Genomic DNA, 23,678 nt, shown 5'->3' on the forward strand with positions numbered 1-23,678 from the left:
GAGTTGTCGCCTGCCCATCAATGTATGCACGGGAACAGAACTGGCAACAGCTACTTCCCAGTCACACCCGCCCGTCCGGTCGCTTCGGGTACGCCAGACTCCCGACGGGGAACTTTATTCCCCATTTTCAATAACGAAGGGGAGACGGGATGTCGCCATCCACGCCTCCCCTTCGGGAAGAGCCCTGCCTGTCAGGCTGCTGGGCGGGCTACTTGCGCGCGAGCGCCTCGGAGATGGAGAGGTACTCGTACCCCAGGTCCTTGGCGACGGCCTCGTAGGTGACGTGGCCGTTGTAGGTGTTCATCGCACGGGCCAGGGCGCGGTCCGACTTCACGGCCTCCACCAGGCCCATGTCGGCGATCTTCCGCGAGTAGGGACGGGTGGTGTTGGTGAGGGCGTACGTGGACGTCTGAGGGACGGCGCCGGGCATGTTGGCGACGCAGTAGTGCACGACGCCGTGGACCTCGAACGTCGGGTTGTCGTGCGTGGTGGGCTTGCAGGTCTCGATGCAGCCGCCCTGGTCCACCGCGACGTCGACGACGACGGAGCCCGGGGTCATCTCGGAGATGAGCGACTCGGAGACGAGCTTGGGGGCCTTGCCGCCGGGGATGAGCACCGCGCCCACGACGAGGTCGGCCTCGCGCACGGAGGCGGCGATGCTCTCCGTGTCGGAGGCGAGCACGCTGACGCGGCCGAGGAACACGTCGTCCAGGTAGGTGAGGCGCTCCAGGTTGACGTCGAGGATGGTGACCTCGGCGCCCATGCCCACGGCGACCTTCGCGGCGCACAGGCCGACGACGCCGCCACCGATGACGGTGACGCGGCCGCGGCGCACGCCGGGCACGCCGCCCAGCAGGATGCCCTTGCCACCGTGCGCCTTCTCCAGGCACGCGGCGCCCACCTGGATGGCCATCTTCCCGGCCACCTCGGACATGGGCTTGAGCAAGGGCAAGCTGCCGTCATCCAGCTGCAGCGTCTCGTACGCGACGGCCGCCGCCTTCTTCTTCACCAGCGTCTTCGTCAGCTCCGGGTCCACGCCGGCCAGATGGAAGTACGTGTAGATGATCTGCCCGGGCTGGATGCGCTCGTACTCCGGCGCGATGGGCTCCTTCACCTTGACGATCATCTCCGCGCGCTTCCAGACCTCGTCCGCGCTGGCGACGAGCGTCGCGCCCACGCGCTGGTACTCCGAGTCGGGGATGCCAGAGCCGACGCCGGCGTTCGTCTCGACCAACACCGTGTGGCCCGCGCTCGTGAGCGCGCGCACGCCCGCAGGCACCATGCCGACGCGGTACTCACGGGTTTTGATCTCCTTGGGAACTCCGACGATCACGACTTGCCTCCGAGAGGGGGACTGAAAAAGCGCGCGGACCCTAACGGGGCCCCTAGAGGGAATCAAGGCGTCCGCCCAAGCGGTGCACATGTCACCGGTGAGCCTTTGTTACCTCGGAGGGATGACGCGCGGCGTTGAATGCAGTGCGTCCCATGATGGATGGCCATCGAAACAGAAGGGGGGCCGGTGGTAGTTAGCGTCCCCATGACGTCCGCGCCGAAGCTGCTGTTCGCCGACCCCAAGGGCCGGGTGATGGAGCATCCCTACCTGCTGGCCACGCTGCGCAGCGGTGAGGAGCTCGTTCCTCCCCAGGACAAGCCCATCCCGCTGCCGTCCGCCGGCAGGCTGGTGCACCTGCCGGGCAGGCTGCCCGTCGGCCTGCACCCCGACACGGGCGAGCTGGAGCTGGTGCGGCAGATGAACGTGGGGGGCAAGTCGTTCGTCCCCAACGCGGTGGGCGCGCTGTTGCCGCCGGGCTACACGCGCACGTTCCTGCCGGGCGAGGTGAAGGGCGACGGGCCGGTGTTGCCGCAGTGGGCATACACGGCGGCGGCGTGGGGGAAGGACGGGCCGGTGGCGTGGGCCATCCACACGGACCGCCGCTCGCATTGGGATCCGGAGCGCTACTCCACGCCGGACATGAAGGCGCTGGTGGACGCGCACCTGAAGCGCTTCCCGGACAACCGCGTGCTCAAGCAGCTCAAGACGTGCGCGCTCCTGTACCGGTGCTTCACGTCGCAGAACACGTTCTACGTCCGCGACGAGGCGGCCATCCCCGCGTCCGTCATGTGCAACGCGCGCTGCGTGGGCTGCATCTCCGACCAGCCGGCGGACGGTCCTCCCGCGTCGCACGAGCGCATGGATGACGGGCCCACCGCGGAGGAGATGGGCGCCATCGGCCTGTTCCATCTGGAGAACGCGCAGGGGCGCACCATGGTGAGCTTCGGCCAGGGCTGCGAGGGTGAGCCGCTCACGCGCTGGAAGTTCATCGCGGAGTCCATCCGCTACATGCGCGCGCGCACGCAGAAGGGCTCCATCAACATCAACACCAACGCCAGCCTCACGAAGGGGCTGGAGGCGTTGCTCGATGCGGGCCTGGATGCCGTGCGCGTGTCGCTCAACGCGGCGAGCAAGGGGCTCTACGAGGCGTACTACAAGCCGGTGAAGTACGGCTGGGAGGACGTGGAGGCGTCCATCGCCCTCGCGCGTGAGCGCGGCGCGTACCTGGCGCTCAACCTGCTCCTGTTCCCCGGCGTCACGGACCGCGAGGGTGAGGTGAAGGCGCTCGAGCGGCTGGTGAAGAAGTACCGCGTGGACCAGGTGCAGACGCGCTCCTTGGCCATCGACCCGCTCCAGTACCTGGAGGCCGCGCGCGACGTGGGCGCGGGCGGGGAGCCGGTGGGCGTGCGCACGCTGCTGCAGCGGCTGAAGGCGGCCCGGCCCGGCATCATCATCGGCAACTTCGCGCGGGGACTCGAGGAGCGCGAGAACGCCGCGGGACGCGGGTAGGGCGCTCGACCCGGGAGGAGGGGGCCCGGAAGCGGAGGGCCCTTCATCCTTGGGGAGACGACGTGGGCGGCCGACTACTCGCCGCCCTGGGGCATCAGCTCCTTGGCCACCAGGTTGCCCATCACGGCGTCCTTGGGGATGTATCCGTCGGCGCCAGCCTCGCGGCAGATGCGCTGGAGCTCCTCGACATTCTCGCCAGAGCACAAGAGCACCTTGATGCCCTTGAAGAGGCTGTTGCTCTTGATGAAGCGGCAGAACTGCTCGCCGTTCACGTTGGGCATGCGCACGTCCAGCAGCACCAGGTCCGGACGCGTCTGCTTCTTGAGGATGATCTTCGTGGCCTTGTCCGCGGTGTCCGCGACGTGGACCTCGAAGCCCTTGGCGACCAGGTCCGCCTCGATGATCCGCGCGGTCATCTCACTGTCGTCGACGATGAGGATGCGCGGCTTGCGGCCGCCCGTGCTGGGCGCGGCCTTGAGGCCCGTGGAGGCGATGGGGGCGGGCGCGGCGGGGGCCGCCTGGGGGGCCTCCGTGGGAGCGGGCGCGGGGACGGCCGCGGGGACACCCAGGGCGGGGGCGCCGATGAGGTTCATCACGCCGCTGATGACGGCCTCCAGGCCGCCGCTCTTGAGGATGTAGCCGTCCGCGCCGGAGGCCTTCGTCTTGCCAGCCAGCTCCGCCTCCGAGATGTCCGAGTAGAGGACGAGCTTGGAGGTGACCTTCTTCTGACTCCGGAGGTACTCGACGACGTCGTCGCCGAACATCTCCGGCATGTTCACGTCCATGAGGATGAGCGCGAACGGCCCCTCGGCGAGCTTCTGGTTGAGGCTCGTCAGGTCCTGGGCCCCGCTCACCTGATAGCCTGCGGCGGTGAGGGCCCGGACGGTGAGCTCCACCAGCATCGGGCTGTCATCAATGACCAGTACGCGCGACATCGTCCTCCTCAAAGGATTCGGGGTGGAACCCTACACCTTTGGTTCAGCGCGGACCATCGAAACGGCGAGCGGGCGGCCAGCTTGCTGCCGACACTTGACCGGTTTTCGTCCCCTCCGGATACTCGGACGCCTTGACCACGACCTCGACTCCCCTCCAGCGAGCACTCCGGATGGCTCCGGACCGCGCCGTGGCCGTCCAAGCCCGACCGGAGCAGGAGTTCTTCTGCTTCCGGGTGGGAGACCTTCGGCTCGGCGTGCCCAGCGAGAACGTCCTCGAGGTGTTCCGCGCCGGCCTGCTCACCCCCCTGCCGAGGACGCCCTCCTTCATCATGGGCGTGACCGGCCACCGCGGCGAGGTGCTGCCCGTGGTGGACCTGTTGCGCTTCCTGTCGAAGGGCGAGGCGCGCATCGGTCCCCGCACGCGCCTGTTCATCGGCATCACCGGCAGCATCGTCGCCGGGGTCGTCGCCGACACGGTGCTGGGCCTGCGCCGCTTCCCCGTGGCGGACATCCTCCCACCGCCGCTGGGCGGTGACGCGGCGGCCGAGCACCTGATGGGCGTGGTGCCGGGCGCCACGCCGCAGGACAGCATCAACCTGCTCAACTTCTCCAAGCTGCTGCAGACGGCGCGGCAGCGGGCGGTGGCTCGATGAACGACGAGTCGCTCGACGTGGAGGAGAAGACGGAGGAGGTGGACATCCTCTTCTTCGAGGTGGGCGCCGGCGTGTTCGGCACCGACGCGTCGCAGGTGCTGCGGATCGATCGCTCGTTGCCGGAGGACATCACCCTGCCGGAGCTGGGCCAGCTGCACCGCGGCAACCGCGCGCTGGTGTTCGACACGCCGGAGGGCGAGGGCCACCTGAAGGTGGACACCGTCCGGGGCGTGCGCCCCATCCCCGTGACCCAACTTCGCCGCATGCCCCCCACGGCGGGCGCGGCCGCTTATGCCGTCGGTGTGTGCCTGGAAGAAGCCCGCACCGTGTTGCTGATTGACCTGGTGGAGACCGCCAGGACCCGAGGAACTCAAGGAAGGCACTGACCGCAATGTCCCTGGACACCCCCAACGAGAAGCCCACGTCCAAGGCCCGTTCCGCCCGGAAGGCCCCTGCCTCCAAGGCGGCCGGTGCCGCCGCGCCCGCGGCCCCCATCCCCCACAAGGCCTTCACCGACACGCTGCTGACGGTGCTCGCCGGAAACCTCCAGGCCCGCGTCCCCAAGGAGCTGGTGGGCGCCGGCGGCGAGGAGCTGGCCCACCTGCTCAACCAGGTGCTGGACAACTTCGCCAGCTCCGAGCACCGCAAGCACGTGGCGGCGCAGGAGATCGACCAGGCCCTGGACGCGCTCATCAGCCTGGTGCGCGAGGGTGACCTGTCGCGGTGGAACACCACCACCGAGGACCCCCAGCTGGGGCCGCTGCTCGAGGGCTTCGGCAAGGTCATCGAGACGCTGCGCACCTTCGTGCGGGAGATCAACGAGGCGGCGCTGAGGCTGTCCTCGTCCGCCAACCAGGTGCTCGCGGCGTCCACGCAGCACGAGACGTCCTCCACGGAGCAGGCCGCCGCCATCCACGAGACGACGGCGACCATGGAGGAGCTCAAGCACGCCTCCGCGCAGATCGCCGAGAACGCGGGCAGCGTGGCGCGCGTGGCGGAGGAGACGCTGGGCGCGGCGCGCGCGGGTCGTGGCGCCATCGGTGAGTTCATCCAGGCCATGCAGCAGATCCGCAGCGACGGCGTCGCGGTGGCGGACTCCATCGCCAAGCTGTCCAAGCGCGTGGAGCGCATCGGCACCGTGGTGGAGGTCATCGACGAGATCGCCGACCGCTCGGACCTGCTCGCGCTGAACGCGGCGCTCGAGGGCAGCCGCGCCGGTGAGGCGGGCAAGGGCTTCTCCATCGTCGCGGCGGAGATGCGCCGGCTGGCGGAGAACGTCCTGGACTCCACCAAGGAGATCAAGAACCTCATCACGGAGATCCGCGAGGCCACCGCCGCGGCCGCGGGCGCCGCCGAGGCGTCCAAGTCCGCCACCGAGTCCGGCGAGAAGCTGGGCGCCGTCGCCGCGCAGGCCGTCGAGGGCATCCTCGCCGGCGTGCAGGAGACGAGCGACGCCGCTCGCGTCATCAACCTCGCCACGCAGCAGCAGCGCACGGCCACCGAGCAGGTGGTGGCGTCCATGGCGGAGATCGAGGACGTGACGCGTCAGACGACGCAGGCTTCGAAGCAGGCGACGGGCGCGGCCGCGGAACTCACGCAGCTGGCCGCGCGTCTCGCGGAGCTCATCAAGCGCTTCAAGGCCGACTAGCTCTTCCGGGAAGGGGAGGGTGCGCAGCACTCACCGCCCATGGACACCGAGGCTCTCAAGAAATCCCTCCTGAAGAAGTTCCAGGAGGTCACGGCCGACCGCCTGCAGAAGATTCAGCTGGGCGTGTTGGACCTGGAGAAGGAAACCGCGGATCAGGCCGCGGACGACGTCGCGCGCGAGCTGCACACGATGAAGGGAGAGGCCCGCATGCTGGGGCTCGCCGCCATCGGTCAGCTCGCCCACGCGGCGGAGGACGTCCTGCGCGCCGAGCGCGAGGGGCGTACGGCCACGGAGATCGCCACGGACGTCATGCTCCGTGCCTGCGACGTCCTGTCGGACCTCATCGAGGACCTGTCCGGCGCCAACACCGGCACGGCCGCCAGTGAGGACATGGTGCGCGCGCTGGCCGAGGTCTCCGGTCAGGCCGCGCCCGCCATCCCTGGCGCCAAGCCCGCACCGCCCGCTCCGGCGCCCGCCCCCGTGGTGGCCGCTCCGGTGCAGGCGCCCGTGGTCCGGGCTCCGGTGGTGGAGGCGCCCGTCGCCGCCGCGCCCGTGGCCCATGCGCCCGCGTCGGGCCGCGCGGAGGACGAGGCTCCGAGCGCCGCCAAGTCGGCCATCGCCGACCGCTCCATCCGCGTCAACGTGGAGGTGCTGGACTCGTTGGGCCTGCTCGCCGGCGACCTGCTGGTGGAGAGCGCCCGAGGGCGGCTGCGCAGCTCCGAGACGGAGGAGCTGTTCGAGCGCTTCAGCCGCATGGGCGACCGGTTCCTGCGCCTGGCGGAGGCGCTGGAGATCCCGGTGGAGGTGCGCGCGCAGCTGGACCGGGTCGAGAGCGACTTGCACATGCTGCGCGACGATGCGTTCCGCTTCGTGCGGCGCAACGACGACGGCATCAACACGCTGCACGGCAACCTGTCGAAGATGGCGGACCACGTGGCCGAGGCCCGGCTGGTGCCGCTGTCCACGGTGTTCGACGCCTTCCCGCGCGCGGTGCGCGACATGGCGCGCACGCAGACGAAGGAAGTGGACCTGCTCATCGAGAACGCCGACATCGGCGTGGACCGGTCCATGCTGGGCGACGTGCGCGACGCGCTGGTGCACCTGCTGCGCAACTCGGTGGACCACGGCCTGGAGTCCCCGGACACGCGCCAGGCGCTGGGCAAGCCGCAGACGGGCCGCATCCGCATCCGCGTGCGCGTGGACGGCGACATGCTGCACATCGAGGTGGAGGACGACGGGCGCGGCATCGACCCGGAGCGCCTGCGCCAGGTGGCCATCAACAAGCGCCTCATCACCGCGGTGCAGGCCGCCTCGCTGTCGGAGCGCGAGGCCATCGAGCTCATCTTCCGTCCCGGCTTCTCCACCCGCGAGCAGGTCAGCGAGCTGTCCGGCCGCGGCGTGGGCATGGACGTGGTGAAGCGCAAGGTGGAGACGCTCGGCGGCTCCGTCGGCGTCAACAGCCGCATCGGCCGCGGCACCACCATCACCCTGCGGCTGCCCCAGTCGCTCGCGTTGATGAAGGTGCTGCTGGTGCGTCTGGGCGACGACGTCTACGGCATGCCCGCCGCGGACGTCGAGGCCGTGATGCGCGTCAAGCCGGATGACCGGCTCGAGATCTTCGGCACCCTCGCCGTGCGTCACCGCGGCAAGCCCACGGCGCTCGTCGCGCTGGGGCCGCTGCTCGGCCTCAATGGCGGCAACCGCTTCGACAAGCCTCCGGCCGTCGTCGTCCGTCACGGCGAGGACCACGCGGCGCTCGTCGTCGACGGCTTCGTGGACGAGCGCGAGGTGGCGGTGAAGCCGTGCGGCGGCGAGTTCCTCAAGGGCGCGCCCTTCATCGCGGGCACCGCCGCGCTGGAGGACGGCCGCATCGCCGTGCTGCTGCACGTCCCGGACATCATGACGGAGGTGCGCCGCATGGCGCGGCCCGTCACCCAGGCTCCGGCCGCCAAGCGGCTCCGGGTCTTGCTGGTGGACGACTCGCCCATCGCCCGCGCCACCGAGGGCGCGCTCGTCAAGGCGCTGGGGCACATGGTGGAGGAGGCGCAGGACGGCGAGGAGGCCTACGGCAAGGTGCAGAACAACACCTACGACCTCATCCTCACCGACGTGCAGATGCCGAAGATGGACGGCTTCTCGCTCGCGCGCAGGCTGAAGTCGACTCCCGCCGTGGCACGCATCCCCGTCATCATCCTGTCGTCGCTCGCCTCGCCCGAGGACAAGCGGCGCGGCCTGGACGCGGGCGCGGATGCGTACCTCGTCAAGGGAGAGCTGGGCGTGGAAGTGCTCGCGCAGGCCATCGATCGGCTGACCTGAGGAGCGACGTTTGGGCGGACCGGTCGCGGCGGTGATGGCGTTCAGGGTGCTCATGGTGGGCAAGGGGCTGCGCGCGCTCGCGGCCCGGGGCCTGTTCGACGGCGAGTCGCTCGTGCCGGTGGGGCCCGCCGAGGTCGACTTCCCCGGCGCGCTCGTCGCCGTGCAGCGCCACTTCCCGGATGTGGCGCTGGTGGACCTCACCGGCCTGGATGCGCTGGAGGCCATCGAGCAGGTGATGGCGGGGCGGCCCGTGCCCGTGCTGGCGCTCCACCCCGGGGCCCTCACCGGACAAGAGGCCTTCCAGGCCATGGCCCTGGGCGCGCTGGACGTCATGGAGCGCCCGGCGAATCCCGGCCCGGAGTTCTGGGCCCACGTGTCGCGCAAGCTGGTGATGCTGGCCCAGGTGAAGGCCGTCCGGCAGACCCAGACGCGCCCCTCGGCGAAGCTGCCCAAGGAGGAACTGCCCGCGCCGCCCTATCCCCTGGTGGCGATTGCGGCCTCCCTGGGGGGGCCCAAGGCGGTCGCACAGGTACTGCGGAAGATTCCACGAGACTTTCCCGCGCCCATCGCCTACTGCCAGCACATCAGCGAGGGCTTCACGGAGGGCCTCGCGCATTGGCTGACGATGGAGACGGCGCTGGGTGTGACGGAGGCGGAGCACGGCATGGTGATGGTGCCCGGGACGGTGTACATCGCCCCGTCGGGCAGTCACCTGTTGGTGCGACCGGAGGGCAGGTTGGAGTTGGACTCGGGGCCCGCGCTCCGCGGATTCCGGCCCTCGTGTGACATGTTGCTCACTTCGGCCGGGGAGTCCTTCGGCTCGCGCTGCGTCGGAGTCATCCTGACGGGAATGGGGCGGGACGGGGCTCGGGGGATGAAGGAGATCAGGGACAGGGGAGGGCGGACCATCGCCCAGGACGAGGGCACGTCCACGGTGTGGGGCATGCCTCGCGAGGCGGTGTTGCTCGGGGCGGCGCAGGAAGTGCTGCCGCTGGAGCGCATCGGCCCCACGTTGGTGCAGTGGGTGGAAGCGTGCTGAACGTGAGCAACAAAGTGCTTCAGCAGCTCGCGGCGCTCCTCCTGGAGCGCGTGGGGCTGAAGATCACCCCGGACGGGTTCCACAGCTTGCGGCTGGCGCTGTCCACCCGCATGCCCGTGCTCGGCATCGAGGAGCCGGAGCGCTACCTCCAGCGCCTGACGGGCGTGGGGGGCGAGGAGGAGCTGCGCTCGCTGCTGCCCCTGGTGACGGTGGGGCACACGGAGTTCTTCCGCGACGCCAAGCAGTTCCGCGCGCTGGAGAAGAGCGTGCTGCCGGACCTGCTCGCCCGCGCGCGTCGGGAGATGCGCAAGGTGTCCATCTGGTCCGCCGGCTGCGCCACGGGTGAAGAGCCCTACAGCATGGCCATGGTGCTGGCGGAGCTGGGCGCGCTGTCCGTGGAGGTGGACCTGTGGGCCACGGACCTGAACCTGGCCGCGGTGGAGGCCGCGCGTCAGGGGCGCTTCTCCACGCGTCGGAGCATCAGCATCCAGCAGGAGCGGCTGGCCCGCTTCTTCCGGCCCGTCGAGGATGGCCACGAGGCCCTGCCCGCGCTGCGTGAGTACATCCGCTTCGACGGACAGAACCTGGCGGTCCCCGTCTTCGACAAGGTCGCGCTGAACTCGCTGGACCTCATCCTCTGCCGCAACGTCATCATCTACTTCGACCTGCCCACCATCCGCGGGCTGATGGACCGCTTCCTGAGCGCGCTCAGGCCCGGGGGGCTCTTGTTCCTCGGGTACTCGGAGAGCCTCTTCAAGGTCTATGACCGCTTCGAGATGATCGAGGTTGACGGCGCCTTCGTGTACCGGCGTCCGCCCAGCGACAAGGGCTACCGTCCGCCTCCGCTGCGCATCCACCCGTATCCTGGCGCTTCTTCCGAGCAGCAGGCTCGCGCGTCGGAGCCCGAGCCGTTCTCCCCGGCCGTCTACGCGCGCCCCGCGGTGGAGCTGGCCCAGGGGGCCCGCCCTCGCGCGAGCACCGCGGACAGCGCGGCCACCCGTGGGGCCGGCGCGCTCTCCAGTGCGTTCCCCGCGGTGCGCCCGCTGCCCGCCGCGTCCACCCCGGCTCAAGCGTCCGGTGCGCAGCCTCCCGCGACGACGAAGACCCATGACCTGGGCCGTCCCCGCGTCACCGTGGAGCTGCCCGCCGTGAGCCTCGCGGACGCCGTCCGCACGCGGCCCACCGTGGAGCTGCCGGCGGTGTCCGCGCCCGCGCGCACCGTCACCGGTGAGATTCCCGCGGCCACCGCGTGGCCCAAGCTGCTGCCTCCGGCGGAGCGGCTGGCCATGGCGGTGCGGAAGATGACGCAGGGGGATTTCCCCGCCGCCATCCAGGGCGTGCAGCGCCTGCTGGTGGACGAGCCGAGTGATCTGGACGCGCTGCTGACGTTGGGCAACCTCTACTCGCTCACCGGCCGCATCACCGAGGCGCGCGAGGCGTTCGCCCAGGCCATCCAGCGCGAGCCGCTGTGCGTGGAGGCGCGCGTGTTCGGTGGCGTGGCCGCGCTGCAGGCCGGGGAGCTGAGGGAGGCGCGCTCGGAGCTGGGCAAGGCGCTCTTCCTGGAGCCCACGCTCGCCATCGGCCACTACCTGCTGGCGCAGGTGCAGGAGCGCAGCCAGGACGCGGAGGCGGCCCGTCGCAGCTACCGCAACGCGATTGCGCAGCTGCGCTTCCCCCAGCGCACGCTGGCGGGGCACTACCCGGAGATGCTGGACTCGGCCGAGGCCATCTCCCGCGCGGCGCGCTATGCGCTCGCCGCGCTGGAGGAGCAGCCTCCGCACTGAGCGGCGCGGAGGCTGGGGCCTGGGTCCTCAGTCCAGCGAGGTCTTCACCTGGTCCAGCGACTTGCTGGGGTCCAGCACGGCGCCGAACTTCTTCTGGAGGTAGGACTTGGCCTGCCCGCGCAGGAGCATGCCCGGGTCCGTGCCCTCGCCCTCGACGGCCTTGTCGGTGATGACGAACGAGGCGTCCAACTGGATGCCCATCACCTTGCCGACAATCTTGGCGCCCTCGCCCTGCCAGTCGGCCTTCACCCCGTACTTGCCACCCCAGTACCGGAGGAGCTCCTCGACGCGCTGCTTCACCTGGTCCTTCGGCAGGGAGTGGGGGATATCGAACTTCAGCGTTCCCATGGCACGACTCCTGATTTCAGTGTCCTGGCCATTCGTTTATCGACGCCGGGCCGAGAAGGGAACCGCCGAGTCGTCCGCGGACGCACGAATGTCAACGTCCCGGCGCATCACTCCGCGACGCGGCGCGAGCGCTTGAGCTTCACCGGCGGATCCCCGGGCCGCCCCCAGCGCGTCATGTAGGGCGCCAGGTTGAACTTCTCCGCGGTGCGCGGCGAGCTCATCGGGCGCACCTTGCCCAGCACCTTGCGCTCCTGGAACGGCCTGTCGTGCAGCCCCAGGACCCACATGAAGTTGGCCACGCTCGCGGGATCTCTCCCGTCCACCGCGTACTTGTCGTTGAGGTGCGCGATGCGCTTGAGGCCCTCGTCGGGCGTGGCGCTCCACTCGAGGATCTTCTTGCCCCAGAGCATGCGCAGGTAGTTGTGGATGCGGCCGCGCTCCAGCAGCTCGCGCTGCGCCGCGTTCCACAGGCCGTCCGCCGTGCGCGCGTGCTCCAACTGCTCCAGCGAGTACAGGTGCTCGCGCGCATCCTTCTGGTGCGTGGACAGCGTCTCGCGCGCCCAGCCGGGCAGGGACTGCACCGAGAGCTGCCTGTCCTCGGGCGTGTGGAAGCAGAAGTTGAAGCCCAGCTCGCGCCGCACCAGCAGCTCCTCGAGGAAGCTCCTCACCGCGGGGTGGTCCGTGCCGCGCGCGCGGATGGCCGCCCGGGCCGCCTCGCCCGCGAAGAGGTTTCCCCAGTGGAAGAAGGGGGACAGGCCGGACTGGTGCGCGCGGCCTGGATCATTGCGCTCGGTGTCGTAGCCCTCGAGCTTGCCGTGGAGGAAGGCCTCCAGCGTCTTGAGCGCCGCCTTGCGTCCACCGCGCTCCTCGAGCGCCGCCACCTTGTGGTCGATGTGGAAGGCGGACAGCTCCTGCCGGGCCTGCTTCGCGTCGGCCAGCTCGAAGTCCGGCTCCAGGGCCCGTCCCGCGGCCGCGGCCTTCACCGGACGTGAGCGCAACGTTCGTCCAAGGTATTCGGGCCACAGCTTCTGGAGCTTGGGGCGCAGCGTGTAGGCGCCGGCCTGCGCCGTGGCGATGCGCTGCATGGGCACCACGCACGAGGCATCCACCGCGAACAACGGCACGTCCAATGCGCGGGCCGCGCCTCGCAGGTGGCCGGGGATGATGTACGTGGGGAAGAAGTCGGACACCACCGCCGCCGCGCGCTTGCCCAGCTCCGCCAGGCGGGGACGATGCTGCTTCGTCGTGTGCGGCAGCTCCAGCCAGTAGGGCAGGCCGCGCGACGCGAAGGCCGACGCGAGATCCGCCATGCCTTCCAGCGCCCACGCATGGAGCCGGTCCGACGCATGGGGATAGTCCGGACGCAGCGCTTGATACACGACGACGGGCAGCCCCAGCTGATTGCCCAGGGCGATGGCCGCATCGAGCGCGTGGTTCTCCTCGGCGCGATGGTTGACCATGCACCAATACAGGACGAAGTCCCGACGTGCGGAGGGCAGGGGGACATCCTTGATGACGACCACACGAGCGGAGTCGACATCGAGCTCGGACCACGAGAACCCGTTGGGCATGATGCGCACGGATGCCCGAGCTCGCGCCGGGTCGCGAGGGAATTGAAGCATCCGTGCACGAATGCCGTGCCCGTGACGCTTCGAGCCAGGAAGGCACACCTCCACCTGCCCAGGTGCGCGCAAAAAACACCACCCGGGCCTGGGTTGTGGTCTTGTGTCGTTTGGACCCAAGGAGTCCTTGCGTGTCACCTCTGAGAAACTGGCTCTGTCTCTGCTCCGTCTTCACGCTCCTGCTCGGGTCGCCCGAAGGCGCGCGCGCCCAGGTGGGTTCGTCGTATCCGTCGGAGCCGGCTCCGGCGCAGCCCTCGTATCCTCCGCAGGACACCGCGCCCTCGACGCCGCCGGAGCCGTCGCCGCTGCCGCCCGCGGACCCGTACGTCGATCCTCGGATGGCCCAGCCGCCGCCGTCGAACACCGTGCCGGCCTCTCCGGACCCGGCGGCGATGCCTCGGGTGGACAACCCTCCACAAACGTCCGACGTGCCCCGCGCGGAGGAGCCGGACCCACGCCGGGGGCAGTCGCCGCTGACGCAGGACGGTACGCCCGCTTCGCTGACGCCGTCGGCCTCGGCCACGCCGCCTCCGTATGTGGACAGCGGCGCCATCCTGGATGGACGTCAGCGCCTGGGGCCCTTCCTGTCGGGGCCGGGCAGCTTCCGGTTCATCGCGCACCACACCGCGCTGGGCGCGATGGGCGGCTTCTTCACGCAGGCGTTCGCCAACGACTTCAGCTTCGACCAGAGCTCGCGCGAGGCGATGCTGGCCGGCACGTTGATTGGCGCGGGCCTGGGCTTCGGCGCCTCCTCCTGGTGGCAATTCAACAACTGGGTGGACAAACCCATGTCGTCCTTCACCATCATCAACTCGGGGGTGGGCGGCGCGTTCATGGCCGGCTTCATGGACCTGTTCACTCAAGACGCGGGCGTGCTCACCTGGTCCGCGTTCCTGGGCGCGGAGCTGGGCGCGTGGCTGACGGCGGGGCTCGGCGGTGGGCAGCTCCCGCTGAACGACGGCCTGTTGATCTCCTCCGGCGCGGGGTGGGGCGCGGCCTACGCGGCGTTGCTGCTGGCCGTCATCCACTTCTCCGGAACGGACATCTCGTCGAAGACGTGGCGGGACGCGCTGCTGCTCGCGCCGGGCATCGGGGCGGGCGCGCTGGCGCTGGCCACCATGCGCTACAACCCGACGCCGTCGCAGATTCTCCGCGCGGACCTGTTCGGCGGGGGCGTGGGCGCGGCGGTGCTGCTCATCTCCGGTCTGGTGCTGGGCGGCTTCGACCAGTCCACGCCGTACGTGCTGTCCTTCCTCGGCTCCGCGGGCGCCATCACCACGGTGAGCCTGCTGTGGGAGGAGAGCGTGGACCGCTCCGCGCTGAAGTCCGCCAAGGACCGGCCCTACCGCAACGTCTGGTGGTAGACGGCCCGGAGGGCGGGCGAGCATGCGTCGTGGCACCGAGGAGAGGCAGGCACCACCTTTTCTCGCGACATGGCGCGCGTCCATCCCTTCACGGCCCTGCTGACCCCGCTGGCTCGGACCCTCGAGTCCAGCGGCTACGTGCCGCGCAGCAACGCGGTGCCCCAACCCTCCCACGTCCGGCCCCTGTTGGAGGCCGCCAACCCCTCGGCGGAGCTGCGACGCCAGCGGGAGTCGGGCACGTTGCTGCGCGACGCCCGGCCCGCGCTCTACGTGGTGGAGGTCCACAGCCCGGCGGGCAAGCTGGGCGGCCCCCCGGTCCGCTACCTGCTGTGCTCGCTGCGTCAGGACGCGGGCACCCCGCTGGAGGATGACCCGTACCGGCCTCGCGCCTGGGAGGCCGAGCCCGCCGTCACGCTCACCGCGGACGACCATGGTGTCTTCCGGGGGCTGCTGGCCGAGGCGAGCGAGCGCTCCACCCTGGTGTGGGAAGGCGACTACGACGGCCACCGGCTGTCGCTGCGCCGCATCGAGCCTTCACCTGTCTCCAAGCGCATCCAGGCGGTGCTGGACGAAGCCCCGATGCGGCCGCTCAGCGCGCTGTCCGAGGGCGGGCCCACGCTGGCCGCGGTGGTGCCGCTGTCGGACCCGGGCCTGGAGGTGCTCCCCATCCACCGCGCGCTCAAGGGCGTGGAGACGTTCAACGAGGAGACCTTCCTCACCCTCGTCACGGCGTACGCGCGGGTGTACGAGCTGGATGAACCGCTCGACACACCGCGAGGGCTCATCGCCGCGAGGGAGCGACTGGCGACGCTCATCACCGGGCACCACGCGGTGCTGCTGGTGTTGCCGGGCGGGCGGGGGCGCATCCTCCGCTTCCGGCAGGGGTTGGACCTGGCGCACCTGAAGGGCGCCCCGCGCAACCCGACGCTGCGCAGCCTGGACCTGGCCCTGCTCAACGCGCTGGTGTTGAGGACGGTGCTGGGTATCCGCGAGCCCGAGGCCGCGGGACATCCCCAGGTCTTCCCGGTGCAGGGGTTGGAGACGCTGGTGCAGGGGGTGGAGTCCGGCACGTTCCAGGTGGGGTTCGCGCTCAATCCGCCGCCCATCTGGGAGGTGCGTGCGGTGATGGAGGCCCAGGCCACGCTGCCGCCGAGGACGCTCCGCGTGGAGCCGTTGCCTCCGGCGGGCCTGCTGTTCCTCGACACGGAGGCCTAGTCCGCCCGCGTGTGTGAGGGCGGCCCGGTGTGAGCCGCCCTCACGGAGTTGTGCGCTACGGCGCTGTCCCGGTGGCCTGACCCGGGGCGGTGGCGTCCGGCGCGGCCGGGGTGGGCGCGGCGTCCGAGGCCTGCTGCACGGGCGACTCCATCGTCTGGCTCATGAACACGGCCGGGGCCTGGGAGATGAGTCGCTCCAGGTCCGCCTCCGCGCGGAGGGCCAGGGGGTGGCCGTGGTGCTCGTAGCAGCGGCGGCGCTCATCCAGCATCTTGCTGTCCCAGACCGTGAAGGGCTCGATGGGCTCCAGCACGGAGACGCACAGGCCCATCCAGTCCACGAGCTTCGCGAGCTCGACGCGGGTCTCCTCGCGCGCCACGGTCAGCGAATCCGCCGCGAACGGCTCGGCCAGCACGTCCACCAGCTTCCGGCCCAGGGCCTTGTCCGCTCGCGCGATGACGGCCAACTCCGGGAAGATGGAGGAGGTCACCTCGCGCGCTGGCCACGGATTCGTGCGCAGGGCGACGAGCCCGCGCTCGAACAGGGCGGCGGCCTCGGGCAGCTTGCGCTGTCGCATCCGCAGCACGCCTTCGAGCAGGTCCGCCTCCACGGGAAGCGTCGCGCGCAGGGGTTCGAGATACTTCAGGGCCTCCTCGTCACCGACACTCGCGAGCACCCGCGCCAGCACCAACTGCTCACGCGGGCCCACCGGCTCCCATCGCGCCTTCTTCCAATGCGCGTGGATGGCGCCAAGCTGCCCCTTGTTGAACGCGTCGATGATGGGAACCTGGCTCTTCACGATGGCGCGACTGGCCTCCTCGCGTGACAGCGGGATGGTGTACCAGGCGCGGTTGATGGCCACCCGGTCCCAATCCACCTGCCCCTTGATGTCCGGACGGCCCGTGCCCAGCACGTTCGTCATGGACCACAGCGTCTGGATGGAGAAGCCGGTGTCACGTCCCAGGCTGCGCGCGAAGGCGAACTCCATGAAGGAGACGTCGTCCGTGTTGATGAACTCCTGGCTCTCCTCCGCCACCTTGGCGGTGAAGGCGGGCCCGGCCACGAAGCGCGCGAGCACACCTTCCACCTCGTCCGTGCGCCAGGTGGCGCGCAGCGCGCTGCGGTAGGGCTCCTCGGCGATGCGGGTCCGCATCCTGTCGACGTCGTGGACCAGCGGCTTGCGCGTCGCGACGAGCAGCAGGTCTCCGGAGTGGACCTGCCACGTCTCCACGGCCTCGAACTCCGAGGCGAGCGTGGCATAGGCGCTCTGCACCGTGAGCGCGTCCACTTCATAGGCCTGGAGCCACTGGATGAAGATGCCGCCCTCGGCCAGGCGCTCCTTCACGGCCTGATAGAAGTCGCGCGTGAAGAGGCTGGAGATGCCCGCGCGGTAGGGGTTGGAGGGCTCCGAGAAGATGATGTCGTAGCGCTGTCGCGTGGTGAGCAGCACCTCGCGCGCGTCGGCGATGAACGTGTGGACCTTGGGGTTGTCCATCACCTTCTGGTTGACCACCTCGCAGCGCCGCGCGACGTCGAGGATGGCGGGTTCGATCTCCACCACGTCCACGCGCTCCATGCTCGGCACGGCGCCCATCCAGCCCGCGGTGCTGCCGGTCCCCAGGCCGATGATGAGCGAGTTGCGGGCCTCCTGGTGGAACAGCGCGCCCAGCAAGCCGCTCATCACCTGCGTCGGCGCATCTCCGATGGCGTTGCCGTCCGACTTGCCGTTGACGATGAAGGACAGCCCGTTGTCGGAGTTGAGCGCGACGCTGCTCTCGACGCCGTCCTTCTCCCAGACGACGCCGCGCGACTTGCTGCGCACCCACGCGTCGATGTGGTTGAGCGTCGGGTTGGTGAGCGCGGCGCGTCCAGCGCCCACGCTGCCGTGCCGCCACGCCGCGGTGGGGCCCTGGGTCGACAGCAGCAGCAGCGCGAGCACGGCGATGGCGCTGGGAACGAACAGCGCCGGCACCCGGCGCTCCAGCTTCAGCGACAGCGCCGCGGAGGCCAGGCCCAGCACGGCGAGGATGCCGGCGACGAGCTGCCAGGTGACGGGGGCCGTCAGCAGCGGAATCACGCCGAATCCGCCCGCGAGCGAGCCCACGATGGAGCCCACCGTGTTCCAGGCATAGACCTGGCCCACCTGCCTGCCCACGTCCTGGCCGCCCTTGCCCACGAGCGCGAGCAGCAGCGGGAACTGCACGCCGGAGATGAACGCGGCGGGGAGGATGACCACCGCGCCCACCAGGGCCCAGCCCAACATCATCCCGCCGAAGCCGACACCGCCCAGCGGACGCAGCAGCGCGGCGAACACCGCGAGCCGGTCGCCGAGCGCGAAGGGCAGGGCGATGAACGCGGCCTCCGCGGCGCACGTCAGCGCGAAGCCCGACAGGGTGGCGGGCCGGTGCCGGAAGACGATGGAGTAGGCCGCGCCGCCCAGGCCGATGCCGAGCAGTGCCACGGCCAGGATGAGGCCGAACGTGAAGGTGGTGCCGCCCAGGATGGGACCCAGCATCCGGTACCACACGAGCTCCATCAGCAGGAACGAGAAGCCGACGAGCAGGGCCGCCACCAGCGCGAACAGGGACGTGGGCGTCGCTCGCGCCACCGGCACGGAGGCCGTCACCGGCGCGGGCACCCCGGCCTGGGCCTCCGTGGACTGAGGCTCCGTGGAGGCCTGGGGCTTCGCGGCGGTGGGCTCGGGCTCCATGGAGCGGCTCACGCTGCGCGCGCAGATGGCGACGGCGGCGTTGAGGAGACAGGCGATCCACAGCGTGGTGCGGTTGCCGTACACCTCCAGCATGAAGAAGGTGGACAGCGTCGCGCCCGTGACGGCGCCCAGCGTGTTGACGCCGTAGAGGATGGCGAGGTGTCGACGCGCGGGGTCCTCATCCGACTGCACCGCGCGGGCGGCGGCCGGCAGCGTGCCTCCCATCAGCACCGTGGGCACGGCGAGCACGAGCGTGGAGAGCACCAACCGCGCCACGCTTCCACCCACCAGTCCCAGGCTGGGCGTGCCGCCGACGCCGATGTAGGCCGCGCGCGCCAGCTCCACCAGGAACGGGCTCAGGCCCGCGCTGACGGCGATGAGCAGCTCCAGGTTGGCGTAGTAGTTCAGCGGGCGTGGATTCCGGTCCGCGCGCGCACCGAGGAGCACGCCGCCCAAGCCCAGACCCGCCATGAACATGGCCAGCACGGCCGCCGACGCCGCGGTGCTGGCGCCGAAGATGAGGCGGAACTCCCGCAGCCACACCGTCTGGTAGACAAGGGCGCAGAGCCCCGAGCCGAACAGCAACGGGGCGACCCTCGACACACGTGAAATCATCAATCGGTTCTCTCGTCGGGGGACTGTCTCGAGGGGGGAGACAGGTCTTACGGCACGAGAGTGTCGCAGAGATCCACGCGCCTTGGCCATGGCGCTCGGTCCTCCGTCCGCTCGGAGAGCATGCGCCCTCCGGGCGTCCGGACGTGGCTCAGGGCGCTGGGGCCTGCTCGACCCCTGCCTTGGCCTCGCCCTCCGAGGGCGGAGCGGCCTCGGCGGCGCGGCGCTCCTCCTTGCAGAAGGCCAGTCGCTCCTGGATGACGGCCAGGGGGACGGCCATCTCCAAGGTGAAGGAGTTGCCGTCCGGCTTCACCTTGGCGAAGTCGAGCAGCTGGGCCAGGTCCTTGTCCTCGCCCGCCTGGGCCTTGATGCGGGCCAGTGACAGCGCGGCGCCCAGGGACTTGCCCAGGTCCGTCACGTCGTCCGCGTTCGGACCCTGGATCTCCGCCACCAGCGCCACGTCGGAGCTCGCGTCCAGGTGCAGTTCCACGTTCTGGGCCACGTCACGCAGCCGTTGCGCGAGCGCCGCCTGCTCCTTCGGCAGCAGCCGGGCGATGTGCTCCACCGACAGCACCCCGTACATCTCGCCGTACGTGCTGTTCTCGGAGATGGCGGGAGGCTCGTCCGGTCCGCGCCCCTCCACGCGGTCGATGGCCGCCTTCACCTCGTCCGGGTTCCTGCCCATGACCAGCAGCTGGTTGTTCCACGTCCCGATGGAGGGCCCGCCCCGGCGCGTGACGGTGGTGCCGTCCTTCATCGTGTCGGTGGACTCGCCCGCCTCGTACACGCGCGCGCCCTGGCCGTAGTCCGCGGACACCCGGTCGCCCAGGAGCTCCTGGTAGCGCGCGTTGCTGAAGTTGCCCGACAGCATCATCCCCTCGTCGGTGATGACCAGCCGGTCCAGGTCCTGGAGCGGATCCACGCCGCTCTTCTGTCGGAACTGTTCCAACTGCTTGCCACCGTCGCGCATCATGCAGTCCAGCAGCAGCGCGCCGATGGGCGAGTGCCTCAGCGCGTTGGCCTCGATGACCACCGCCGTCTTGCCCGGGCCCCGCGGCAGCGCCGCGAGCAGCGGATCCCGAGGCTTCGCGGGCGTGGCGGCCTGCTCGCCCGCGTCCGGCGCGACGGGCGTCGGCTGCGTCCTGCGTCGCTCCGCCCGCTCCCGCTCCGGCGCGCGCATCCGCCGGGGGAACTCCACCTTCGGCTCCTCGGTCTCGGTCTTGTCGCCCTGACCCAGGAACATCAATACCGCCGCGGCCACGAACAACAGCGCCGCCATCACCAACCACGCCCCTCGCTTCTGGCGCCTCTCCATCTCAGTAGTCCTTTCCCTCGAACCGCCAGAATCCCACCACGAGCGCCGCCATCCCGAACACGAACACCCCCAGGAGCAGCGTCCCGAGCGAGCTCACCTCCAGGGGCAGTGACGCGGCCAGGTCTCCGGCGGCCTCCGCCAGCGCGGACAGCCGGGGGAGCAGCAGCGTCACGCCCAGGAACGCGTCGCGGCTCAGCCCCTCCTCGAAGAACCGGGCGATCTGCTGCCGGTTGCCCGCGATGATACCGCCCACCATGAAGGCGAAGCCCGACGCCGCGCACAACGCCGCGCTGCGCACCAGCGTCGCCGTGGTCAACATCACCGCGTACACCGCCGCGAAGCCCACGCACGCCATCAACCCCGCGACGAGCGGCCCCACCGTCCAGTACCCCGCCTTCACCCCGAAGATGAGCACCAGCCCCGTGGTGCCATACAGCGTCCCGCCCAGCGCCAGCGTCATCACCCCCAGGAACGTCCCCGCGAGCAGGTGCCAGCGCTGGATGGGCAGCGCGAGCAGGTGCTCGATGCGCCCCGGTGACATCAAGCTGGGCGCGAAGTCCGAGCACGCGACGATGCCGAACAGGATGCCGCCGTAGAACACGATGAACGCCGCCGCCTGGTACACCGGCCGCAACGCCACGTCGACGGACTGGATGTTCGCGCGGATGTCCTGACCGAACAGCCGCGACGCCGCCAGCGCCCCGTCGATGACCTCCAGCCGCAGGCTGAGCGCCACCACCGTCAGCACCAGGGTGATGCCCACCATGAAGGCGAGGATGAACTTGCGCGACACCGCCTCGCGCAGCACGTAACCCGCGATTCCCACCACCGGCCTCATGCCGCCACCTCCGCCCGCGCCGCGCCGGCGCCCATGGTCCCCAGCAGCACCGACTCCAAGTCCATCCCGTCCCGCCGCAGCTCCACCAGCAGCGCCCCCGCCGCCCGCGCCCGGTCCAACGCGCCGTTGAGCGCCGCCGCGTCCTCGGCCTCCACGTGGTACACGCCGTCCGCTCGCGCCGGGGTGAAGCCCGCGAGCGCCAGCGCCTCGGCGCTCGTGCCCGGCGCGAAGCGCGCCACCCACCGCGAGCCGCCGCGCACCAATTCGTCCAACCGCCCTTCGCGCACCACGCGGCCGTCCGCGAGGATGGCCACCCTGTCACAGACGCGCTCCGTCTCCGCCAGCAGGTGCGAGTTCAGGAAGAGCGTCGTGCCCCGCCGCACCTCGTCCTGGAGGATGCGCCGCACCTCCATGCGCCCCATCGGGTCGATGCCGTCCGTGGGCTCGTCCAGGATGAGCAGCTCCGGCTCCCCGACGAGCGCCGCCGCCAGCCCCAACCGCTGGCGCATTCCCTTGGAGTACCCACCAATCTTCCGTCCCACGGCGTCCGCCAGGCCCACGCGCTCGAGCAGCTTCAGGTGGCCCGGCGCGTCCGGCTTCAGGCCCTTGAGCTGGCGCACCGTCGCGAGGAACGCGGTGGGCGTCCACGAGCCGGGCAGGTGCAGGCGCTCGGGCAGGTAGCCGATGCGCGCGCGGATGCGGGCGTCCTCGGGCGTGCCACCCAGGACGCGCACGGTGCCCTCGGTGGGCTGGACGATGCCGAGCAGGCTCTTGATGAACGTCGTCTTCCCCGCGCCGTTGGGGCCGATGAGCCCGAAGGCGCTCCCCTGGGGAACCGACAGGTCCATGCCCCTGAGGGCGATGTTCCCCGTCCTGCGGAAGGCGCGCTGGTACGTCTTGCGCAGGTTCGTCACTTCGATGGCGGGCGTCTGGGATGTCACGGTCGAAACTGTAGACGAGCCAGCCGTGCGGCGATTGCCTGTGTCGGCCCTCCGGGGGAGGGGCGGGCGGCCGTGCGCGCGCTCTGAATCCCCGCGACCTCGTTTTCGCGGCCCTGGGAAATCGGTTTCGCACGCCCGAGGTCGCTGCCGCGCCGCGACACCTCGTCGTTTCGCCCCCTTGCGATGTGGCCCTTCGCTGGTCCGTCCCGTGCAATCCACGCCGGCACACCCCAAGGCAGGAGGAAGTGGATGACGTACGCGGAACGCGTCGAGCAGCAGCGTGAAGAGGCCCGTCGGGAGCTGGCGGCCGCCGAGCAGGAGCTGGCGTCTGGCGGGGAGGCGGCGCGCGTGCGCTACGCCCGGGCGCTGCACGAGGCGGACCTCGCCGAGGCCCGGGCCCAGCGTCACGCCCGGGAAGGCCGGCGCCATCAGCACAGCTGGAGGCTCGTCGCAGGGTGAGCGGGCGGGCGCCCGGACGGAAACGATGAAGGCGTGGGCGCGCCGGTTTATACCGGCGAGCACCATGGCCCATCCCGTCCATCGCCCCCGTCGCCTCCGTCGTTCGCCCGTCCTGCGCGAGATGGTGCGCGAGACGCGCCTCGACCCGGGGAACTTCATCTACCCCCTCTTCGTCGTGGAAGGCCGGGACGTGCGCCGTCCCATCGCGTCCATGCCGGGCATCTTCAACCTGTCGCTCGAGCACGCCGTGGCCGAGGCCCGCCTGGCGAAGTCCCTGGGCGTCCCCTCGGTCATCCTCTTCGGCATCCCCGACCACAAGGACGGCCAGGGCACCCAGGGCTACGCGCGCGACGGAATCGTCCAGCGCGCCATCCGCGAAATCAAGGCGGCCGAGCCCGACCTCCAGGTCATCGCCGACGTGTGCCTGTGCGAGTACACGGACCACGGCCACTGCGGGGTGCTGGAGGACGGCCACGTGGTCAACGACGCCACGCTGCCGCTGCTCGCGCAGATGGCCGTCACCTGCGCCCAGGCGGGCGCGGACATCATCGCGCCCTCGGACATGATGGACGGCCGCGTGGGCGCCATCCGCAAGGCGCTGGACGAGGTGCGCCTCATCGACGTCCCCATCATGTCCTACGCGGTGAAGTACGCCTCCGGCTACTACGGCCCCTTCCGCGAGGCCGCCCAGAGCACGCCCAAGTCCGGAGACCGCCGCGGCTACCAGATGGACCCGGGCAACGTGCGCGAGGCCCTCAAGGAGGCGGCGCTGGACGTGGAGGAGGGCGCCGACATGCTGATGGTGAAGCCCGCCCTGGCCTACCTGGACGTCATCCGCGCCGTGCGCGAGCGCTTCGACCTGCCGCTGGCCGCCTACAACGTCTCCGGCGAGTACGCCATGCTCAAGGCCGCCGGCCAGAATGGTTGGATTGACTACGAACGGGTGATGCTGGAGACGCTCACCGGAATCAAGCGCGCGGGCGCCGACCTCATCATCACCTACCACGCGCTGGAAGCCGCGAAGCTCCTGTAGCCAACAC

General features: G+C 70.5%; 19 protein-coding genes. 11 read left to right on the plus strand and 8 right to left on the minus strand.

Annotated elements, in window-relative coordinates; translation table 11 throughout:
* Positions 1-208: 208 nt before the first annotated feature.
* Positions 209-1,333 carry an alanine dehydrogenase gene (ald, locus tag LXT21_RS36735; RefSeq protein ID WP_223749974.1) on the minus strand — a complete coding sequence of 375 codons (1,125 nt, stop codon included), beginning with the start codon at positions 1,331-1,333 and terminating at the stop codon, positions 209-211.
* A gap of 204 nt (positions 1,334-1,537) precedes the next feature.
* Here ald and LXT21_RS36740 point away from each other — a divergent pair, with 204 nt between their 5' ends.
* Positions 1,538-2,842, plus strand: coding sequence for a radical SAM protein (locus LXT21_RS36740; protein ID WP_254042900.1), 1,305 nt, complete (start codon positions 1,538-1,540; stop codon positions 2,840-2,842).
* Positions 2,843-2,916: 74 nt separating this feature from the next.
* On the opposite strand, the gene LXT21_RS36745 is transcribed toward LXT21_RS36740, so the two are convergent.
* Complete coding sequence (locus tag LXT21_RS36745; protein WP_254042901.1) at positions 2,917-3,777, minus strand: response regulator; 861 nt, start codon at positions 3,775-3,777, stop codon at positions 2,917-2,919.
* 170 nt (positions 3,778-3,947) lie between these two features.
* Between LXT21_RS36745 and LXT21_RS36750 the strand changes: the two genes are divergently transcribed.
* Genes LXT21_RS36750 through LXT21_RS36775 form a run of 6 tightly spaced genes read left to right on the plus strand, consistent with a single transcriptional unit; the run spans position 3,948 to position 11,217 of the window.
* The gene (locus tag LXT21_RS36750) at positions 3,948-4,430 is read left to right on the plus strand and encodes a chemotaxis protein CheW (RefSeq protein ID WP_254042902.1); all 483 of its coding nucleotides are present in this window, start codon (positions 3,948-3,950) and stop codon (positions 4,428-4,430) included.
* The gene (locus tag LXT21_RS36755) at positions 4,427-4,816 is read left to right on the plus strand and encodes a Frizzy aggregation protein FrzB (protein ID WP_254042903.1); all 390 of its coding nucleotides are present in this window, start codon (positions 4,427-4,429) and stop codon (positions 4,814-4,816) included. Before LXT21_RS36750 ends, LXT21_RS36755 begins: the two co-directional genes overlap by 4 nt.
* A 5-nt stretch (positions 4,817-4,821) precedes the next feature.
* The gene (locus LXT21_RS36760) at positions 4,822-6,078 is read left to right on the plus strand and encodes a methyl-accepting chemotaxis protein (RefSeq protein WP_254042904.1); all 1,257 of its coding nucleotides are present in this window, start codon (positions 4,822-4,824) and stop codon (positions 6,076-6,078) included.
* Between the two features lie 39 nt (positions 6,079-6,117).
* The gene (locus tag LXT21_RS36765) at positions 6,118-8,394 is read left to right on the plus strand and encodes a hybrid sensor histidine kinase/response regulator (RefSeq protein ID WP_254042905.1); all 2,277 of its coding nucleotides are present in this window, start codon (positions 6,118-6,120) and stop codon (positions 8,392-8,394) included.
* 34 nt (positions 8,395-8,428) lie between these two features.
* Positions 8,429-9,433: a chemotaxis protein CheB gene (locus LXT21_RS36770; RefSeq protein WP_254043001.1), complete on the plus strand. Its 1,005-nt coding sequence runs from the start codon at positions 8,429-8,431 to the stop codon at positions 9,431-9,433.
* Entirely contained in the window at positions 9,427-11,217 is a 1,791-nt protein-coding gene (locus LXT21_RS36775; protein WP_254042906.1) for a CheR family methyltransferase, read from the plus strand. Before LXT21_RS36770 ends, LXT21_RS36775 begins: the two co-directional genes overlap by 7 nt.
* Before the next feature lie 27 nt (positions 11,218-11,244).
* Here the strand turns inward: LXT21_RS36775 and LXT21_RS36780 are convergent, their stop codons facing one another.
* Together LXT21_RS36780 and LXT21_RS36785 are read right to left on the minus strand one after the other, a co-directional pair.
* Positions 11,245-11,565, minus strand: a complete 321-nt coding sequence (locus LXT21_RS36780) for a polyhydroxyalkanoic acid system family protein (RefSeq protein ID WP_254042907.1) — start codon at positions 11,563-11,565, stop codon at positions 11,245-11,247.
* A 107-nt stretch (positions 11,566-11,672) separates the two neighbouring features.
* Entirely contained in the window at positions 11,673-13,136 is a 1,464-nt protein-coding gene (locus LXT21_RS36785; RefSeq protein ID WP_254043002.1) for a deoxyribodipyrimidine photo-lyase, read from the minus strand.
* A 182-nt stretch (positions 13,137-13,318) separates the two neighbouring features.
* Between LXT21_RS36785 and LXT21_RS36790 the strand changes: the two genes are divergently transcribed.
* Together LXT21_RS36790 and LXT21_RS36795 are read left to right on the plus strand one after the other, a co-directional pair.
* Positions 13,319-14,551, plus strand: coding sequence for a hypothetical protein (locus LXT21_RS36790; protein ID WP_254042908.1), 1,233 nt, complete (start codon positions 13,319-13,321; stop codon positions 14,549-14,551).
* Positions 14,552-14,620: 69 nt separating this feature from the next.
* Entirely contained in the window at positions 14,621-15,766 is a 1,146-nt protein-coding gene (locus tag LXT21_RS36795; RefSeq protein ID WP_254042909.1) for a DUF1015 family protein, read from the plus strand.
* A gap of 55 nt (positions 15,767-15,821) precedes the next feature.
* Here the strand turns inward: LXT21_RS36795 and LXT21_RS36800 are convergent, their stop codons facing one another.
* The 4 genes from LXT21_RS36800 to LXT21_RS36815 form a co-directional block, all read right to left on the minus strand.
* The gene (locus LXT21_RS36800; RefSeq protein WP_254042910.1) at positions 15,822-19,088 is read right to left on the minus strand and encodes a fused MFS/spermidine synthase; all 3,267 of its coding nucleotides are present in this window, start codon (positions 19,086-19,088) and stop codon (positions 15,822-15,824) included.
* A gap of 148 nt (positions 19,089-19,236) precedes the next feature.
* Positions 19,237-20,400 carry a hypothetical protein gene (locus tag LXT21_RS36805; protein WP_254042911.1) on the minus strand — a complete coding sequence of 388 codons (1,164 nt, stop codon included), beginning with the start codon at positions 20,398-20,400 and terminating at the stop codon, positions 19,237-19,239.
* Between the two features lies 1 nt (position 20,401).
* Positions 20,402-21,238 (minus strand): hypothetical protein, encoded by an 837-nt coding sequence (locus LXT21_RS36810; RefSeq protein WP_254042912.1) that lies wholly within the window; start codon positions 21,236-21,238, stop codon positions 20,402-20,404.
* Complete coding sequence (locus LXT21_RS36815) at positions 21,235-22,179, minus strand: ABC transporter ATP-binding protein (protein WP_254042913.1); 945 nt, start codon at positions 22,177-22,179, stop codon at positions 21,235-21,237. The genes LXT21_RS36810 and LXT21_RS36815 overlap by 4 nt, the downstream gene beginning before the upstream one ends.
* A 249-nt stretch (positions 22,180-22,428) precedes the next feature.
* On the opposite strand from LXT21_RS36815, the gene LXT21_RS36820 reads away from it, so the two are divergent.
* Positions 22,429-22,638, plus strand: coding sequence for a hypothetical protein (locus LXT21_RS36820; protein WP_141331311.1), 210 nt, complete (start codon positions 22,429-22,431; stop codon positions 22,636-22,638).
* A gap of 64 nt (positions 22,639-22,702) precedes the next feature.
* Entirely contained in the window at positions 22,703-23,671 is a 969-nt protein-coding gene (gene hemB, locus LXT21_RS36825) for a porphobilinogen synthase (RefSeq protein ID WP_248545661.1), read from the plus strand.
* The last annotated feature ends 7 nt before the right edge of the window (positions 23,672-23,678 follow it).

This window comes from Myxococcus guangdongensis (assembly GCF_024198255.1).
Classification (GTDB): Bacteria; Myxococcota; Myxococcia; order Myxococcales; family Myxococcaceae; genus Myxococcus; species Myxococcus guangdongensis.

Excerpts from the sequence above, each read along its gene's own strand:
- LXT21_RS36765 (WP_254042905.1), top strand. The coding sequence starts at position 6,118 with ATGGACACCGAGGCTCTCAAGAAATCCCTCCTGAAGAAGTTCCAGGAG.
- hemB (WP_248545661.1), top strand. The coding sequence starts at position 22,703 with ATGGCCCATCCCGTCCATCGCCCCCGTCGCCTCCGTCGTTCGCCCGTC.
- LXT21_RS36800 (WP_254042910.1), bottom strand. The coding sequence starts at position 19,088 with ATGATTTCACGTGTGTCGAGGGTCGCCCCGTTGCTGTTCGGCTCGGGG.
- LXT21_RS36785 (WP_254043002.1), bottom strand. The coding sequence starts at position 13,136 with ATGCCCAACGGGTTCTCGTGGTCCGAGCTCGATGTCGACTCCGCTCGT.
- LXT21_RS36740 (WP_254042900.1), top strand. The coding sequence starts at position 1,538 with ATGACGTCCGCGCCGAAGCTGCTGTTCGCCGACCCCAAGGGCCGGGTG.
- LXT21_RS36810 (WP_254042912.1), bottom strand. The coding sequence starts at position 21,238 with ATGAGGCCGGTGGTGGGAATCGCGGGTTACGTGCTGCGCGAGGCGGTG.
- LXT21_RS36820 (WP_141331311.1), top strand. The coding sequence starts at position 22,429 with ATGACGTACGCGGAACGCGTCGAGCAGCAGCGTGAAGAGGCCCGTCGG.
- LXT21_RS36770 (WP_254043001.1), top strand. The coding sequence starts at position 8,429 with ATGGCGTTCAGGGTGCTCATGGTGGGCAAGGGGCTGCGCGCGCTCGCG.
- LXT21_RS36750 (WP_254042902.1), top strand. The coding sequence starts at position 3,948 with ATGGCTCCGGACCGCGCCGTGGCCGTCCAAGCCCGACCGGAGCAGGAG.
- LXT21_RS36780 (WP_254042907.1), bottom strand. The coding sequence starts at position 11,565 with ATGGGAACGCTGAAGTTCGATATCCCCCACTCCCTGCCGAAGGACCAG.
- LXT21_RS36760 (WP_254042904.1), top strand. The coding sequence starts at position 4,822 with ATGTCCCTGGACACCCCCAACGAGAAGCCCACGTCCAAGGCCCGTTCC.
- LXT21_RS36745 (WP_254042901.1), bottom strand. The coding sequence starts at position 3,777 with ATGTCGCGCGTACTGGTCATTGATGACAGCCCGATGCTGGTGGAGCTC.
- LXT21_RS36805 (WP_254042911.1), bottom strand. The coding sequence starts at position 20,400 with ATGGAGAGGCGCCAGAAGCGAGGGGCGTGGTTGGTGATGGCGGCGCTG.
- LXT21_RS36795 (WP_254042909.1), top strand. The coding sequence starts at position 14,621 with ATGGCGCGCGTCCATCCCTTCACGGCCCTGCTGACCCCGCTGGCTCGG.
- LXT21_RS36755 (WP_254042903.1), top strand. The coding sequence starts at position 4,427 with ATGAACGACGAGTCGCTCGACGTGGAGGAGAAGACGGAGGAGGTGGAC.